The organism is Aquibacillus koreensis, assembly GCF_025154055.1.
In the GTDB taxonomy this organism is placed as follows: domain Bacteria; phylum Bacillota; class Bacilli; order Bacillales; family Amphibacillaceae; genus Aquibacillus_C; species Aquibacillus_C koreensis.
Genome location: NZ_JAOALK010000012.1, coordinates 198,046 through 212,019 on the forward strand (window position 1 = coordinate 198,046; position 13,974 = coordinate 212,019).

Annotated in this window: 22 protein-coding genes; 13 read left to right on the forward strand and 9 right to left on the reverse strand. The window is 32.7% G+C overall.

All coding sequences use genetic code 11. From position 1 onward, the window contains the following. Window positions 1-36: 36 nt before the first annotated feature. Complete coding sequence (locus NYQ66_RS03505; protein ID WP_259866884.1) at window positions 37-582, reverse strand: ClbS/DfsB family four-helix bundle protein; 546 nt, start codon at window positions 580-582, stop codon at window positions 37-39. Between the two features lie 381 nt (window positions 583-963). On the opposite strand from NYQ66_RS03505, the gene NYQ66_RS03510 reads away from it, so the two are divergent. Next, window positions 964-1,458 (forward strand): fasciclin domain-containing protein, encoded by a 495-nt coding sequence (locus NYQ66_RS03510; protein ID WP_259866886.1) that lies wholly within the window; start codon window positions 964-966, stop codon window positions 1,456-1,458. A gap of 61 nt (window positions 1,459-1,519) precedes the next feature. Here the strand turns inward: NYQ66_RS03510 and NYQ66_RS03515 are convergent, their stop codons facing one another. The 4 genes from NYQ66_RS03515 to NYQ66_RS03530 all read right to left on the reverse strand — a co-directional run bounded on the left by NYQ66_RS03515 (window position 1,520) and on the right by NYQ66_RS03530 (window position 5,956). Next, a complete protein-coding gene (locus NYQ66_RS03515) occupies window positions 1,520-3,061 on the reverse strand; it encodes a histidine kinase N-terminal 7TM domain-containing diguanylate cyclase (RefSeq protein ID WP_259866888.1) in 1,542 nt (513 codons plus the stop codon). A gap of 260 nt (window positions 3,062-3,321) precedes the next feature. Further along, window positions 3,322-4,956: a GIY-YIG nuclease family protein gene (locus NYQ66_RS03520; protein ID WP_259866890.1), complete on the reverse strand. Its 1,635-nt coding sequence runs from the start codon at window positions 4,954-4,956 to the stop codon at window positions 3,322-3,324. A gap of 67 nt (window positions 4,957-5,023) precedes the next feature. Further along, entirely contained in the window at window positions 5,024-5,563 is a 540-nt protein-coding gene (locus tag NYQ66_RS03525; protein ID WP_259866892.1) for a PIN domain-containing protein, read from the reverse strand. A gap of 186 nt (window positions 5,564-5,749) precedes the next feature. Continuing rightward, a complete protein-coding gene (locus NYQ66_RS03530; RefSeq protein ID WP_259866894.1) occupies window positions 5,750-5,956 on the reverse strand; it encodes a hypothetical protein in 207 nt (68 codons plus the stop codon). A 326-nt stretch (window positions 5,957-6,282) separates the two neighbouring features. On the opposite strand from NYQ66_RS03530, the gene NYQ66_RS03535 reads away from it, so the two are divergent. The 12 genes from NYQ66_RS03535 (at window position 6,283) to NYQ66_RS03590 (ending at window position 11,642) form a co-directional block, all read left to right on the forward strand. Then, window positions 6,283-6,426, forward strand: coding sequence for a hypothetical protein (locus NYQ66_RS03535; protein WP_259866896.1), 144 nt, complete (start codon window positions 6,283-6,285; stop codon window positions 6,424-6,426). Window positions 6,427-6,493: 67 nt separating this feature from the next. Next, entirely contained in the window at window positions 6,494-6,922 is a 429-nt protein-coding gene (locus NYQ66_RS03540) for a hypothetical protein (RefSeq protein WP_259866898.1), read from the forward strand. A gap of 233 nt (window positions 6,923-7,155) precedes the next feature. Then, window positions 7,156-7,326 (forward strand): hypothetical protein, encoded by a 171-nt coding sequence (locus NYQ66_RS03545; RefSeq protein ID WP_259866900.1) that lies wholly within the window; start codon window positions 7,156-7,158, stop codon window positions 7,324-7,326. A gap of 131 nt (window positions 7,327-7,457) precedes the next feature. After that, window positions 7,458-7,688: a hypothetical protein gene (locus NYQ66_RS03550; protein ID WP_259866901.1), complete on the forward strand. Its 231-nt coding sequence runs from the start codon at window positions 7,458-7,460 to the stop codon at window positions 7,686-7,688. Between the two features lie 111 nt (window positions 7,689-7,799). Continuing rightward, the gene (locus NYQ66_RS03555) at window positions 7,800-8,276 is read left to right on the forward strand and encodes a GyrI-like domain-containing protein (protein WP_259866905.1); all 477 of its coding nucleotides are present in this window, start codon (window positions 7,800-7,802) and stop codon (window positions 8,274-8,276) included. A 93-nt stretch (window positions 8,277-8,369) separates the two neighbouring features. Next, a complete protein-coding gene (locus NYQ66_RS03560; protein ID WP_259866999.1) occupies window positions 8,370-8,834 on the forward strand; it encodes a GNAT family N-acetyltransferase in 465 nt (154 codons plus the stop codon). 159 nt (window positions 8,835-8,993) lie between these two features. Continuing rightward, window positions 8,994-9,203 carry a hypothetical protein gene (locus NYQ66_RS03565; RefSeq protein ID WP_259866907.1) on the forward strand — a complete coding sequence of 70 codons (210 nt, stop codon included), beginning with the start codon at window positions 8,994-8,996 and terminating at the stop codon, window positions 9,201-9,203. A gap of 397 nt (window positions 9,204-9,600) precedes the next feature. Next, on the forward strand, window positions 9,601-9,930 hold the full coding sequence (locus NYQ66_RS03570; RefSeq protein WP_259866909.1) for a hypothetical protein: 330 nt from the start codon (window positions 9,601-9,603) through the stop codon (window positions 9,928-9,930). 115 nt (window positions 9,931-10,045) lie between these two features. After that, window positions 10,046-10,240 (forward strand): hypothetical protein, encoded by a 195-nt coding sequence (locus NYQ66_RS03575; protein WP_259866910.1) that lies wholly within the window; start codon window positions 10,046-10,048, stop codon window positions 10,238-10,240. 61 nt (window positions 10,241-10,301) lie between these two features. Next, window positions 10,302-10,565 carry a hypothetical protein gene (locus NYQ66_RS03580; RefSeq protein WP_259866913.1) on the forward strand — a complete coding sequence of 88 codons (264 nt, stop codon included), beginning with the start codon at window positions 10,302-10,304 and terminating at the stop codon, window positions 10,563-10,565. Window positions 10,566-10,806: 241 nt separating this feature from the next. Then, window positions 10,807-11,151 carry a hypothetical protein gene (locus NYQ66_RS03585; protein WP_259866915.1) on the forward strand — a complete coding sequence of 115 codons (345 nt, stop codon included), beginning with the start codon at window positions 10,807-10,809 and terminating at the stop codon, window positions 11,149-11,151. 122 nt (window positions 11,152-11,273) lie between these two features. Further along, window positions 11,274-11,642, forward strand: a complete 369-nt coding sequence (locus tag NYQ66_RS03590) for a DUF4181 domain-containing protein (protein ID WP_259866917.1) — start codon at window positions 11,274-11,276, stop codon at window positions 11,640-11,642. A 55-nt stretch (window positions 11,643-11,697) separates the two neighbouring features. Here NYQ66_RS03590 and NYQ66_RS03595 read toward each other — a convergent pair whose 3' ends face one another. The 4 genes from NYQ66_RS03595 to NYQ66_RS03610 all read right to left on the reverse strand — a co-directional run bounded on the left by NYQ66_RS03595 (window position 11,698) and on the right by NYQ66_RS03610 (window position 13,848). Further along, entirely contained in the window at window positions 11,698-11,901 is a 204-nt protein-coding gene (locus NYQ66_RS03595; protein WP_259866919.1) for a hypothetical protein, read from the reverse strand. 104 nt (window positions 11,902-12,005) lie between these two features. Then, window positions 12,006-12,281 (reverse strand): hypothetical protein, encoded by a 276-nt coding sequence (locus NYQ66_RS03600; protein WP_259866921.1) that lies wholly within the window; start codon window positions 12,279-12,281, stop codon window positions 12,006-12,008. A 654-nt stretch (window positions 12,282-12,935) separates the two neighbouring features. Next, the gene (locus tag NYQ66_RS03605) at window positions 12,936-13,262 is read right to left on the reverse strand and encodes a hypothetical protein (protein WP_259866923.1); all 327 of its coding nucleotides are present in this window, start codon (window positions 13,260-13,262) and stop codon (window positions 12,936-12,938) included. 112 nt (window positions 13,263-13,374) lie between these two features. Continuing rightward, entirely contained in the window at window positions 13,375-13,848 is a 474-nt protein-coding gene (locus NYQ66_RS03610) for a DUF4362 domain-containing protein (RefSeq protein ID WP_259866924.1), read from the reverse strand. Window positions 13,849-13,974 lie beyond the last annotated feature (126 nt).

Genomic DNA, 13,974 nt, shown 5'->3' on the forward strand with positions numbered 1-13,974 from the left:
ATTTATTTATAAAAGATAAGAGGTTATTATACTTGATTATTTCACAAGTTTGTCCTTTGCTCCTTGTTTTTCTCCTTCCATTATAGACTTAGCAATAATTTCACATTTGTTATAAGCCCATTTGTAATGATTAGAGGTGTTTGCTGCAAAATAGCTATAAAGGTTACTTGTTTTCGTCCATTTATAGTACTTCTTTGTCATTAATTGGTCATCGGTGTGTGACCGAATTAAATCTACCACTCTTTCATGGCTTAATCTCAATTTATTTATAGCTTGATTTAATGTTACATCTTGATAGCTTTCCCATATTTTCATATTCAGGAGCTTAATATTCCTCCATTTATAACCAGGTGCTGGTATAAATGGAATATCCCCGGCCATACCTTCTCTATACCATCTCTCAAGCATGGCGTGCCATTCATACAGATGCATGAGGACATCTCGAAAATTCTTATCTCTATCTTGCGTTTCGATCGATATTTTTCTGTTTTTACTAGGTACTGATTCAATTACCTCAAATATTGTTTTTAAATTTTGTTCACTATTCAATATTAAAATTTCTTTTTCACTTTTCTCCATCATGATCATTTTCTCCTTTATTATATTGATGATTTGAGGGACTTTATTTTCAGCAGATAGCATATTTGGTGGGCTTTATTTTCCGAAGGCTTAAGTACAAATCTTTCACAAATCCTCCGTCTATTTTAACACAAATTTCCATCCAATCTTACCTATGTCTAACTGCACAAGCATTATGCTTTGCCGTTTCGTCTTAACCATATCAAAGAACATCATTCCACCGTTGGAAAATTCTAAGAAAATTAGGATAAAAAATCACGTTAATAAAATACTACCCCTATACCATTATTTTACTTGGGGGTGGGGATTAAAAAAACAAAGAGATTAGTTCGTTCCATGCGTAATTTGTATTATTTAAAAGTTAATCTTAAGGAGGATTTTCGTATGTTAAAGAAAAAGTTAATGATGATGGTGTTAGTTGTATTAGTAGGGATGACATTTGCAGGTAATGTGTTTGCTGCGGAGAATGAAGCAAGCGAGAAAGACATTGTGACGGTAGCTAAGGACGCAGGTAACTTTTCTGTATTGGTTGCAGCTTTAGAAAAAGTAGGATTGGCGGAAACGTTAAAAGGAGATGGACCATTTACTGTTTTTGCCCCAACAGATGAAGCATTTGAAAAGCTATTGAAAGATTTAGACATTACAGCAGAAGAATTACTAGCAAGAGATGATTTGAAGGATATTCTACTTTATCATGTAGTAGCAGGAAAAGTGTTGTCTACTGATTTAAAAGATGGAATGAAAGTAGATACGCTAGCAGAGAAGAAAGCAAAAATTAAACTTGACCCAGTTCGAATCAATAAAGCAAACGTCGTAACCCCAGACATCGCAGCATCTAATGGTGTCATTCACGTGATCGATCAAGTCCTATTACCATAATAGAAATAGAGGGACGGTTCTTGCGTTTCCAAAATTGGAAACACAAGAACCGTCCCCATGTTTACAACACACATACTTGATTACGCCCCGACTGCTTTGCTGCATATAAGGCTTTATCTGCTTTGTTAAGAATCTGATATAGTAGCTCTCCAGTAGCTGCTTCCGCTAAACCAAGGCTTAACGTTACGGAAATCTTTTCTGCTTGTGTTAGGAATGAACTTGACTCCACTTCACAACGTATTTGATTTGCTAAATCTTTAGCTTCTTGTTTTGAATAACCCTGTAAAGCAAGCACAAACTCCTCACCACCATATCTAGCAAAAAGCATATCTTCTGTAAGTTGTGCATTACATACATTTACTACATGAACAAGCAACTGATCACCAACATAATGACCGAACGTATCATTCACATTTTTAAAATAATCAATGTCGATCAAGATCACACTAAATGCGAATTCATTTTCTATTGTCTCGTCTAAACGTTGTTGACATTGTTCAAAAAAGGCACGACGATTGTAGATCTGTGTAAGGTCGTCATAATAGGCTTGGTGCTCTAACTTTTCTTGAAGCTCTTTTACCTCCGTAATATCGGTAAACAGAAGTAGGAGACCATTACTATTATTCGTTTCTTGCATCTTGGTAGAACGTACCTGATAGATTCTTTCTTCATTTCCAGGCTTTGTATGGTGTAATTCATGGTGAATATTAGGCTCTATGTTATACGGGAACGGATTGCCAGATATCCTACGCCAGACATCGACAAAGTTATCACCAAGCATAGACTTATTTATATTCGGAAACATAGCTTTACAGGCATGATTGAATTCTATCATTCTATTCGATTCATCAAGTACGATCACACCATCATTTATACTATTAAAAATAGCATCTTTCGCAATAGGCATAATCGTAAATAAACGCGAGGAGCTAATCGCCCATACATAGAACAAAGAAGTCAACCATAATACCATTGGAACGGGATCAACTCCTGGTGGTGTCAATCCAATTAAATAAATAAAAGCAGTTAGCATTGGAACTAGTTGTCCAAACAGTAGTGCGATTAATTGAGGTCGATAAACCTTGGCCGTTTCCTTCCAATGCGAGATCAATAGAAAGAATGCGATAAACATACAAGCAAAGGTGAACATACCATGAATCATGTACCATATCCCTATTTCCTGATGGACATAAGGTGCTCCTAATTCCGGATCAAAAGCATACACGCGATAATGCAAATGATGAAAATCATTGGTTAGAACCATGATGAAACTAACAAATGGTATCAGGATTAAAGGAATCCATTTTCTTTTGGTAATGTTAATTCCAAGGTAATGCATAATGAATAATAAGCCGAGCGGCGAAGAGATAGGCATTCCAATATATTGGATTATTGTCCAAAACTTCATTTCTGTTAAAGTGGTGGACATAAGCCCAAATGCCGAACCAACACAATAGATGGTAATACTAATCGAATATAAAATAAACCAGTTTGCTATATTTCTAAACTTATGACGCTTAAGAAAAACATAGAAACAAAGATAAATAATTAATACACTCGATGTGCAGACAAGGGTAATATAAGCTGTCAATGCAGTGTTCATTTTTATACCTCTATGGATGAAATGTTTCTTATAATGTAGCATAAATAGACATAAAATTGGGTTTTTTTTATGAAAATAGTACTTGGCCCACCGGTTATTGTCGAGTTCTGCATATTACGGTGGGGCAGGTACTTAAATTACACGAAGAAAAAACTATTATGGTAGCACGTTGTTCATAATGAAATTATGAAAAAAACGCCTGTCACACCCTCAAAAGTCCAACTTGATATTTGTGGGTATGACAGACACTGGGCAATAATTTAAGCAACAACTGAATTTTCAATAGACAACGTCTGATTATACTCTTCAGCTAACATTGTTGTCACAAACTCAACAGTAGGATCAATTTCTTCAACGATTTCTCTCAAGCTATCCAAATTCGTTTTGAAAAACTCTTTACGATAATTCACTTTATTTACTCGTCGTTCATTTAGGATCGAATGAAGTTTCTGCTCTAAACCAACTGCATCATCACTAAAGATCATGGCATGAACATCAAATTTGAATGGAACAGAAGCGTCACCTAATTCATCAATTCTGTCCTGTGGAACCATTCTTCTCGTCATTCCTATTTTAAACATTTCATCACCAAATGAGCCTAAGTTAGAAATGACATAAACATATCCTGCTTTACCCAATGATAGGCTAGCTATTTCCTCTTTCTTGTCATTTATATTTTTCATTTGGCTTTCTAATTCGGTCAATCTATCCAATAGTTGTTGTATCTTTTCTTGGTCCGTTTCTAATTCTAGCAATTCTTTATTTCTATTCATTTCTATTTCAAATTTTTGCTCTTCTTTTTCAAGTTTCTTGCGTTCTTCAGCAAGTTGTTTTCTTTCCAAAGCCTCTTGTTTCATTTGTTCTTTAATCAATCGTTGCTCTTCTTTTTCACGTTCTCTATATACATAGTATTTGTATTCAATATTAAGTAATTCGACATATAGTGGCTCAATCTCGGTCAAAAATTTTGTTATAGTCGGGAGGATTGCTTGATTACCATTTCCACAAATTGCTAGATATTTCGTTATAATATCTTTCACCGACTGAACAGATTCTTCCAACTTATTGTATCTTAGTTGAAAAAGTAAGAGCTGCATTTCTGCTTGTAATCCTATAATCATTAAGCTGTAAATGGTCTTATTTCCTTTAGTGGTATAACGGTCTTCATATTTTTCTAACACGTTCTTAATCTCTTTATTCGTTGCATTGGAAAGACTACGTAATTCTTTTGAATTATCTGAATGTAAATAGAGCCTAATTACGGTTCCTAGTAGAGAATCTTTATTTAAAGTATCTTCTATTTCTTGTATTGAACTTTCTACTTTTTCGAAATTTATGGTATGAGGAAATCGTTGATCAAAGTTTTTTAAGCCCGTCACTTCTGACTTGAACTTCCGAGCTTGTTTCTTATATCTATTTACTTCTTTTTCTAAAGCTTCGTATTCTACTGTAAGTCCACTTATATTACTCTGATACTCTGCCGTCTTTTCAACAACTGCTCGTAGGCTCTCATTCGCTTCCTCTACTATTCTCTTGGCTTGTAACTCTGCATCTTCAATTGTAGCTTTATTCTCAATCCTTATCGAATCCTCTGTCTCTTTTATCACATTTTGAATTAGAGCGTTTTTATCACTTAGGATTGTATTTTTCTCTTCTAGTTCCGTATTTTTCTCTTCTATCCTTCGACCTAGTTCTAATAACATTTCCTGTTTTTCTTTTATTGGGGTATTCACTAGCTCATCTTCCCTAAGAATCGAAATTACCTTTTTTCTATTGATCAATTGAATAATGTACAGTGCAATAGCTACTATTGCTGGTATTAAAAGAAAACTAAATAATGACAGTATGAGAATAAGACCAGTTGAGTACCACCACTTATCTTTAAATAGGGGCATATCCTTTCCTCCTTAAGAAATTTATAAAAATAAAACTAGAGTGTTTCGATTTGTGCTTCCTAAAAACTCAAGCAACCTTAAGAATTCTTACTGTTCCAATTGATACTTCCGAATAATAGGTGTGTACAAAATCGGAATCTAATGTTGCAAAGTAATTGATATTATGTTGTGCAGTCAATGCTAGATGTATAGCATCTGCCGGACCAAGTTGAAAAAATTTTATATGATTGAGGGCATGGAATTGTGTCGTTTCATCAGAATTAGGAGTAATAATTTTGAAACCAATCTTTCTTTCAAAGTCGGAATATGTTTGTACACTATTTTTATAATAGTGCTCGAGGTAGTCTCTATGTTGAGGAAATTGAAGTTTAAAGCCCTTCATAAGTTGTTCAATAGAGTGGCTGAATTCCCCTGTATTTACCAACCGTTGTATTTTCTGTTTAGGAATAAGGGAATGAAGACGCTTTGAAGTTTCAATATCACCAATTTCAATCTTTTCCTCGTGTGATAAACGATAGTGGGGCTTATTAATTATTTTATGAGTGATTACCAATACATTTCGAATATGATTCTTAAATAAATTATGTATAACTTCTGTAACAACCATATTACTTATAGCAATATAATTAACTCCATCTTTCTCCCATTTAGATAATATTTCGGCTACATTGTCACCTCAAATATCACTAGAATCTAAATAAGACAAAATAAAACAAGCATCCAAATAAATTGACGCTTGTTGAAAGTCAATTTCCTTCATATCTTCATATTCAATTACAAAATTGTTAGTCATTTACTTACCTTCCTTATACAGTTCTACCAATCCCTTTTTTGTCATTGAAGAAACCGCGATTTGCTTTCTCAAGATATGGAATTTTGTTTCCTGATTAGTTTCTTTTTGTTGTTTCTGATTATTAACTTCTGCTATTGTACTCACTTGAATCACCCCTTTTAAATTATTGTTAGGTTTATTATCTATTCCTTTTCGACATTCATCCATAAAATTCCTCCATTGCACTTGTAAAAAAATGTATTTTTAAAGTTTTCTATTATATATACTATTTCCATTCTGTGTTTTTACTAAACAAAGAGTACGTGTTACGAGCAGTAGTGAATGCAGAAGTATAAAGAGCTAGTAGTAAAGAAGAAATTCTATTAAATATATAGAATGGATGGGAACAATAACTCATTTTCTTCTGTTATGATTTAAGTATGATGATTGGTGATATTTTAAATATTTCACTTAAACTGACTGATTAGGATAGTTGAGTAATACTCGAAAATTAGAGTTATATCTTAAAGTTTTCAATTACGAGGAGGGATTATGTGGAAGTTTTCGGAATTATGGGGTTCTCATTCGGAACTATGGGATTTATTTTTGGCCTTATTGCTTTTACAACAGCAGTGACTAGTAGTAATAAAGTAAAAGAACTTGAACAGAGAATTGATGATTTAGAGGGAAAATCATGAACTGTGTATTAAACAAATGGAGAGCTTTTCAGTAGGTTACTGAAATAAAAGATAGGGAGATGAAAAAGTGACAGAAAATAAAAAAATGCTTATATGGATACTAATCCCACTTATCTATGGATTGGTATCCAACACATTTATGCTGATAATACCTCCATTTTTGAGCCAACTTGTCTTTGCAATATTTTGGTTTTGGGTAGGAATGAAGTTATCTTGTTTAAGTGGAAACAAAGTGAAGATTTTCTTTATTGGTAATAGTGTTTGGCTACTTTCATTTTTAATATATTTATGGCAATTTGTATTTTTAGATGATGAAAGCAGAAATATGTTTTTAGCAAGTATTAGTCAATATTATATGCTACCGTTTATTTGGTCTGGTACTAAATTGTCATTATTGTTTACGGATGTTATTCATGGGACAACCATAACAATTATTGCTTATTGTTCGATGCTATGCGTGTTTACGGTTGGTTTTATAGTAGGAAAGGTAAAATAATTGTGAAAAGTGGTACATAAACTCGTGTGCTAATCTTTAAAAAGGATAAGCTCTATTTATATGGCACATGTAATACAAGACTAAAGATAGATTTATATAAATGACTACTAACATGAGGGACGATCCTCTTTTCTAGATGGTGTTAAGAATTATAGGGAATTTTTGTTAATATATATTGTGAATGATCTTAAAGTAAAGTGGCAGTAATGTTCAATAAGATAAGGGGGATTATAATGAGTTCTACTAAAATAATGTTATTAGGTATTGCATTGATGCTTATTGCAATATATATACCACATGAAGCTGGTTTTAGAACTGCTGGTTCAGAGATTTTTCTTTTAGCTATAGGATTTCTCATTGTAATAGTTGGCTTTTTTAAGAAGGATAAGAAAGATAAGTTATGAATATGTTATTTCGTTAAAGGAATGCTTATCTGGAACAAGAAACCCAGACTTTAATAGTATTATAAAGAAGGAAATTGTAGAACCGATCGTTTCTGTTAGTTTGAGTACATATTATTTAGGGAGGTAATACAATGAAAAAATACTTTGTCTTTTTCGCAGTAATAGTAACGGTTCTTTCATTATTTGGACTTATAACTAACAATGACACATTATTACCTTATGTATTGATAGGTGTGGGAATTCTTACACTTATTTCTGGAATGAGTGAACTAAGACAAAAACAGGAAAGAACTCTAGGAATCGTTTCTATTTTCACCTCTTTGATTACATTTAGTTGGGGTATAAATTTGGTGCTAATATAAGTATCTGAGCAAATAATATACCTTCAACTTTCGAAGCAGTAATATACATATTCCAAATCGGAAAAAATCATCCTTGATTTGCAGGAATCTAAATTGAAAGGAGTGATCAAAATGGCAGAAGCAACAAATATGATAAAAACTATTAAACAACTTGAAGAAATTAAATTAGTAGGTTTTAGAGTTTTGTGTTCTGGTGATCAATACATAACAGAAATCCCAAAAGCCTCACTAAGTTTAAGTGAACGGATCAATGAAATAAAACAGGTGGTTAACCCGTTACTACAATATGGTGCATTTGTAGTCGATAACCAAACTACTGAAGATGATGGTTATTGGGTATGTGTTGAAGTAAAAGAGTATGAAGATATTCCATCTGATATGGTTACAATTACAGTCCCACCCCAAAGATATGCTGTATCAAGACATAAAGGGGCTAATTATCAGATTGTGAACTGGTATGAAGAATTACATAACTGGATTGTTGCTAACAACTATTCAAGACTAAAAGAAAAATGGCATTTAGAAAAATTTTATAGTTGGAATGATACTGAAAATCTAGATGTAGAGTTGTTTGATACGATTAAGTAACAAGTAACTACTCTATGGAGCGTTCATCTTCCATAATGCGTTGTTACCACAGCCCTTATTCTACGAAGGGGCAGAGAAATGAAGGAGAACAAAATGGCTTATGAATTTACGATCATGACACAGGAACAAGCAGAAAATATTGCATTTAACTGGCATTATGAAGGTGAATATTCATTTTATGATATGGAAGCTGATCAAGAAGATTTAGTTGAATTTTTAAACCCAGAAGAAAGAGGTAACTCAACATTTGCTGTAACAAAAGAAAAGGCATTGGTTGCGTTCATTAGTATTAGTAAAGTTGCCGACAGAACCTGTGAAATTGGTTTAGGAATGAGACCAGATTTAACTGGAAAAGGCTATGGTGCAGAGTTTTTAAGCGCAGGTATTAACTTTATTCAAACAGATTTTAAATCTAAAAAAATCACATTATCAGTTGCAACTTTTAATCAAAGAGCTATACATTTATATAGAAAAGTCGGATTTAAAGATGTAGAGACTTTTATGCAAGATACAAATGGAAGTACATATGAATTTCTGAGGATGGAATATAAATGTTAAAAATCTTCAGTTCAACAAGAGGATCGTCATATTATTGGCGATCCTCTTTTCTTGGTATGATGATAACTTTTGGAATTTCATGTTAAAATAAATTGTGAATGAATGATCTTAAAGTAAAGAGCAGTATTATTAAATTAGGTTTTTGAAAGGATGTGTTTTATGGAAAGTAAAAAAAGAAGCAATCGTAATATTATTCAGGGGATTGCTTATGCAATAGTAGTGATTACTCTTACTATGAGAATAGTGTTATTTGTGTCAGGAATAGCCCAGAATTTAGCTTATAGTACACTTGATGCAATAACGTGGACAGGGCTTGCCATAGGAATCATTTTACTTTTAATGTCATATTTATTTCCGAAACAGCCCTAAATACACATTTTTCATAGTTCAACTAAAGTGCAGTTAGTAGAACAGCGGTAAAGTTTTCTTTAAAAAGATTTCAAGTAACTAAACGGAGTGTGTTCCATGTGGACTTTGGTAAAATACATTACAATAATTATCTGGGTGGTTCTTTTTAGTTATCTCAGAGAAGCATTTGGAGTTTCCAAAAACATATATTATATAATTATAGGCTTCCCATTACTATTGGGAGGAGTTTTGCTTTTAGATTATTTATTCGAGAAAAAGATAAAAACGTAAACTTTGGAACAAGGGTTACTGCCTTATTCGTTAAATGGCAAGTTATTGGGAGAAGGTTTATAAAGGTTTCATCTTCCTTCTGAATTATTAATAGTAAATAAAAAAGAAAAACAAAAGAGGTGAAAATATGTATTGGGAGACACTTCCAAGTTTGTTTTGGGCAATATTTTACTTGTTTTTATTGGCAACATTGGGAACTGCAATAATAAATGTAACTCGAGGGAAAGTTAGAGGACTATCTATTGTTACTATTGTGACAACTATAAGTATTCCATTTGTAGGAATAATAAATAGCATCGGAAGAGCAAAAGGTGTCAATGAATATGAACACTTAATTGCTCATTTGCGACAAGGTTCAATCTGGTCTATTTATATTGTAATGGGTTTACTTTATTTTCTTCTTTATTGGGTAATTTTACTTTTTAAAAAGAAAACAAAAATTGAAGTATCTTATTAAACTCCCTCAGATAGATTAGATTTGTTTTCAAATTCTAACGGGATGCGATTATGGAACAAGCATAAATGCTTTTATAACGCGGAGGTTTAATTGAATAGCTAGGGAGAGTGTAAATGTGAATTTAGGTTGGATAAGTATTATTTCAGTTTTGCTAATTATTCTATGTTTTTCTTATACCCTTACTTTTATTGAAAACATACATCAAGGGGATAAACGAATCGCCAAACAGTCAAAATTAGTAGCAATCATTTGTCTTGGCTTGGGTCTTCTTACTCCGATTGTGTTTATTCTAATAGCATATGATTTTTAACACTTTATTAATCAAATGGGGTGCTTTAGTATAACAAGAAGTACGTCAATGAGGGTGGAATATGAGAAAAGATAATTTTAAATGGTTGATAATGTTAGGTTCATTACTAGGGATTATCGGACTACTGTTTATCTTTTTTAGTAATAATCTTGGCGCGAGCTTAGCGGAAGGTTGGCTTGTAGAAAATGAATACGAAATGTCAGATTACCTATCTGAAGTTAAAAAAAATACAAGTATCTTTATAGTAACTGGTAGTATTCTATTGGGAATTGGTCTTTCTACTGTGGTCTTTGCTTTTTACAAGGTGCTAAATATTAAAGATTAGGTGCGGCAATTTGTTAAATACATAATTTCAGGGGGACGGTAAAGGATTATGGTGTTTTATATACAACTCCAACTTTAGACCGAATATATTTGTTTGTGTCCAAGTGGAAGTTGGAAAGATTATATAAATTTTGATGTAGCAGAGACCTCGCTACGAAATTCATTCTTTTGCGTGATCATTTAAGATAATAATAAAGTTATTGGAATGGGTAGGATTATTGAATAGTTAGGAGGTTTACCTCATGCCGAAAAGCAAGATATTCTTCATTGTTGCAACTATAACTATTACGTTGTTCGGTTGCTCCCAGGTTGAAAATGGAACTTTTATTCAAGGTAACATAACTGAAATTAACGAAAAAAGTGGAGATATGAAAATTGATATTGAATTCTGGTCAACAGTTAGCCAGCAAGGAACTTCTCATGCTACATATGGTTTTAGAAAGAAGTCAGAATCTCAAACTATTCGAGTTGCCAATCCAGAAGAATATGATGAAGGGCAAAAAGTATCGGTAAAAGTTTTCAAAAATTATGCTGAGGATGTCTGGGATCTAGAAAGATTAAAATTTGAAGTAGAAGAGGTAAATTAAAATAATGAGATAATGGGCGCGTATGTTCTAATAAGTGGTTGTCGTTGCCTTAGCTCTTATTGTGCTAAATAGCAGGTTTATTCCATAAGAATAAATGGAGGATTCTGTAAGGAGGGACTACTATGATACCTATTTTCATCATTCTAATTTGTATCGTAATTTTGGACCACCTTATCAATAGACACCAAATAAAAAAGAAAAAGATTGATGTGTCAGACTTAGGGATTAAATATGTAAATAAGCTGCATAAATATGGTGAGAAAACACTCTATTGGATAACTATGATCATAATGATTTTATCAATCACTGATTTTCAACAGCTTAGGTTATTCATTTTTATTGGTCCAGGTATTACGTTTGCTTATCGCACAATAATGAAGTGGAAGTTTGCTAAGCAAAATAGAACATATCTTTTAAGTGCGGTTTCATGCGGATTATTTATAGTTGGTACAATTGTGTATGGCTTATTACATTACATTGAAATGATCTAAAACTACAAAACTATTTGATTGTAAATTTGCACTGTATAACTACCTCCTTCACAGATCACATACCACCAAACCCTCCACCATCTGGAGGACCACCTCTTCGTGACTTTTCTATTTCAATTGCTCTCTCCACTTCTTTTTGTTGTTCCGTTTTGTCACGATAGGGAGTGTGAAAATTCTTTTTTTGATTTCGCTTATCTAGATAAATCATGAGGACAATAAACCCAACGATAAACAATCCCCATAAGATGTTTGTTAACATTCTACCCCTCCCCTATTTCTACGACTACTTCTGAGCATATTCTTTCATTTTCCCTCCATTTCTGTGTTTTCTTGTTTACATTGAGAAGCAGACTACTAACCGTTTCATGACCCCCTTTCATAAAAAATTTCAAACATCATAAAGTTGCTTAAAAAACTCCCGTGAAGATTACTAAATTGGATTTTTAGTGTTTTTCTTGATTCTGCACTCCCAGTTTTTATATTAACAATTTCTTCTTCTAATGCTAATAAACTTTCAATACTAGTGACTAAATATTGTCTTTGTTCTTGTGTATAGTCTTCTTTACTTATAAATTCTAGTAAAGTCTTTCTAGCGTTTTTAACCTCGAACAAAATATCATCTAAGTCTTCTTTACTCATCTTTACAGGTTCCTTACTGACTAACCAATCCTGTTCAAAAAAAGGAAGCAAATACTGCGTACGGTCTACTGTTAAATCATAATTACCTTCCTTTGTTGATTTGTCTAAATCTTTTTCATAAGAACTTTTAAACTTATTTAGATCTTTAATATAGTGATCTACAACAACTGGATCAGGTGTGAATGAATAACTTTTTATAAAAGCTGATAGAAGAATACGGGAAAAACCAGGTAATTATCAGAACAAAACACACAAATAATCCAACTACACTTATCACGACTTTTTTCATTTTATTAGTCACTATTCTCCACCTCTACTTTCCAATAACATTAGTTTAACATTATTTCCCTTCTGTTTTGATGCATACATAGAAAAAAACGTTTCTTCGTTATGAAAGAAACGCTCTTGGCATCAATAGACACAATTTACTGGAAATTATCATCCCCATTTTATATTAAATTCAGCCTCTAATAGCAAGAGATATGTTAATCGTTATCCTGATAATATTCAATGAAGGTGGATAACAAAAAGCCAAAATATACAGTCTAATGAATAAAGTATTGTATGTTTTGCTCTTCTAGATATAGGAGTTACTGAACATAAGCATACCGTTTGTTTAAGTACAACAGTTCACAAATCATAGCATATTTTACTTTATAAAATAATCACGCCGTAAGCTAGAAGAGAAAGATAAACTGAAACACCAAAGCCCAGTAAAGTTGCCTTCCATATTGCAGCTGGATATTTCACATTTTTCCTTAAACAAATAATTAGGTAAAGCATTAAGAAAATAAATCCCAGAGGAAACCATAGATGAAAATCCCCCTCTTCCGTTGCCTCAGAATATATTGGAACAATAGATGCACTTATAAGAAAGTAAAGATAAGCTTTGTAACGTTTTTTTAAACCTCTACTCCAACTGGTTAGTAAATAAAAAAGTGCAATCGCAATTAAAAAATGTATTATAAATAAGGTGTTCATTAAATTCCTCCTCCATAAAATCATTGATAAGCACCCTGTTCTTACGTAGATAATTATGTTGAATCAACTAGCTCTACTGCACTAACGCATCCCGTTAGCACAACAAGATATTTTATCTTTCAAAAATAACTGAAAAAATTTTTTCTACTTGTCTTGATGATGACGTACAATCATTTAGGGTATATATTATTTTATTTTTTTCTTCCTTCTTTTCAAGTTCAGAGCATATGTCATGTGTTTTTTTTGTATAATCTTCAGAACTTTGAGTTGCATGTGTAGTATCTATTAGCACATGGATTTTACCACCTTTGTAAATTAAATCGGTAAAAAGTGGGATACCCTCGCTATAATGTGTACGCCTTACTCTATCCTCTTTTCCATTTTGAACATTATTAAAGAACTCAATGAAGCTTTCTTTGTTCTTATAGCCTTCCCCTCTCGCTGTTGATACTAAATCTCCTCTTTTTAGTGCTTCCGCTTTGTCATAAGCTTCTGAAGGTTCCAACTCTAAAGGGTCCAAAGTTTCCTGGTCACAAGCTGATAAAATAATCATTAAAAATAACACCAAAACTAAATATCTGACCACCTACTTAATACCTCCTTTTGATTTAGTATATGGATTGTGATTGTGCTCCTAATTCAACTAAGCGTGCTTTAACACAATAAGACTGCCGCAACGACAACCCCTTATTCAACATTCGCACCCGTCAGT

What these genes read in the sequence shown, in the direction of transcription:
- NYQ66_RS03505 (WP_259866884.1), bottom strand. Translation starts at nt 582, where the DNA reads ATGATGGAGAAAAGTGAAAAAGAAATTTTAATATTGAATAGTGAACAA.
- NYQ66_RS03510 (WP_259866886.1), top strand. Translation starts at nt 964, where the DNA reads ATGTTAAAGAAAAAGTTAATGATGATGGTGTTAGTTGTATTAGTAGGG.
- NYQ66_RS03515 (WP_259866888.1), bottom strand. Translation starts at nt 3,061, where the DNA reads ATGAACACTGCATTGACAGCTTATATTACCCTTGTCTGCACATCGAGT.
- NYQ66_RS03520 (WP_259866890.1), bottom strand. Translation starts at nt 4,956, where the DNA reads ATGCCCCTATTTAAAGATAAGTGGTGGTACTCAACTGGTCTTATTCTC.
- NYQ66_RS03525 (WP_259866892.1), bottom strand. Translation starts at nt 5,563, where the DNA reads ATGGTTGTTACAGAAGTTATACATAATTTATTTAAGAATCATATTCGA.
- NYQ66_RS03530 (WP_259866894.1), bottom strand. Translation starts at nt 5,956, where the DNA reads ATGGATGAATGTCGAAAAGGAATAGATAATAAACCTAACAATAATTTA.
- NYQ66_RS03545 (WP_259866900.1), top strand. Translation starts at nt 7,156, where the DNA reads ATGAGTTCTACTAAAATAATGTTATTAGGTATTGCATTGATGCTTATT.
- NYQ66_RS03550 (WP_259866901.1), top strand. Translation starts at nt 7,458, where the DNA reads ATGAAAAAATACTTTGTCTTTTTCGCAGTAATAGTAACGGTTCTTTCA.
- NYQ66_RS03555 (WP_259866905.1), top strand. Translation starts at nt 7,800, where the DNA reads ATGGCAGAAGCAACAAATATGATAAAAACTATTAAACAACTTGAAGAA.
- NYQ66_RS03560 (WP_259866999.1), top strand. Translation starts at nt 8,370, where the DNA reads ATGGCTTATGAATTTACGATCATGACACAGGAACAAGCAGAAAATATT.
- NYQ66_RS03565 (WP_259866907.1), top strand. Translation starts at nt 8,994, where the DNA reads ATGGAAAGTAAAAAAAGAAGCAATCGTAATATTATTCAGGGGATTGCT.
- NYQ66_RS03570 (WP_259866909.1), top strand. Translation starts at nt 9,601, where the DNA reads ATGTATTGGGAGACACTTCCAAGTTTGTTTTGGGCAATATTTTACTTG.
- NYQ66_RS03580 (WP_259866913.1), top strand. Translation starts at nt 10,302, where the DNA reads ATGAGAAAAGATAATTTTAAATGGTTGATAATGTTAGGTTCATTACTA.
- NYQ66_RS03585 (WP_259866915.1), top strand. Translation starts at nt 10,807, where the DNA reads ATGCCGAAAAGCAAGATATTCTTCATTGTTGCAACTATAACTATTACG.
- NYQ66_RS03590 (WP_259866917.1), top strand. Translation starts at nt 11,274, where the DNA reads ATGATACCTATTTTCATCATTCTAATTTGTATCGTAATTTTGGACCAC.
- NYQ66_RS03595 (WP_259866919.1), bottom strand. Translation starts at nt 11,901, where the DNA reads ATGTTAACAAACATCTTATGGGGATTGTTTATCGTTGGGTTTATTGTC.
- NYQ66_RS03600 (WP_259866921.1), bottom strand. Translation starts at nt 12,281, where the DNA reads ATGAGTAAAGAAGACTTAGATGATATTTTGTTCGAGGTTAAAAACGCT.
- NYQ66_RS03605 (WP_259866923.1), bottom strand. Translation starts at nt 13,262, where the DNA reads ATGAACACCTTATTTATAATACATTTTTTAATTGCGATTGCACTTTTT.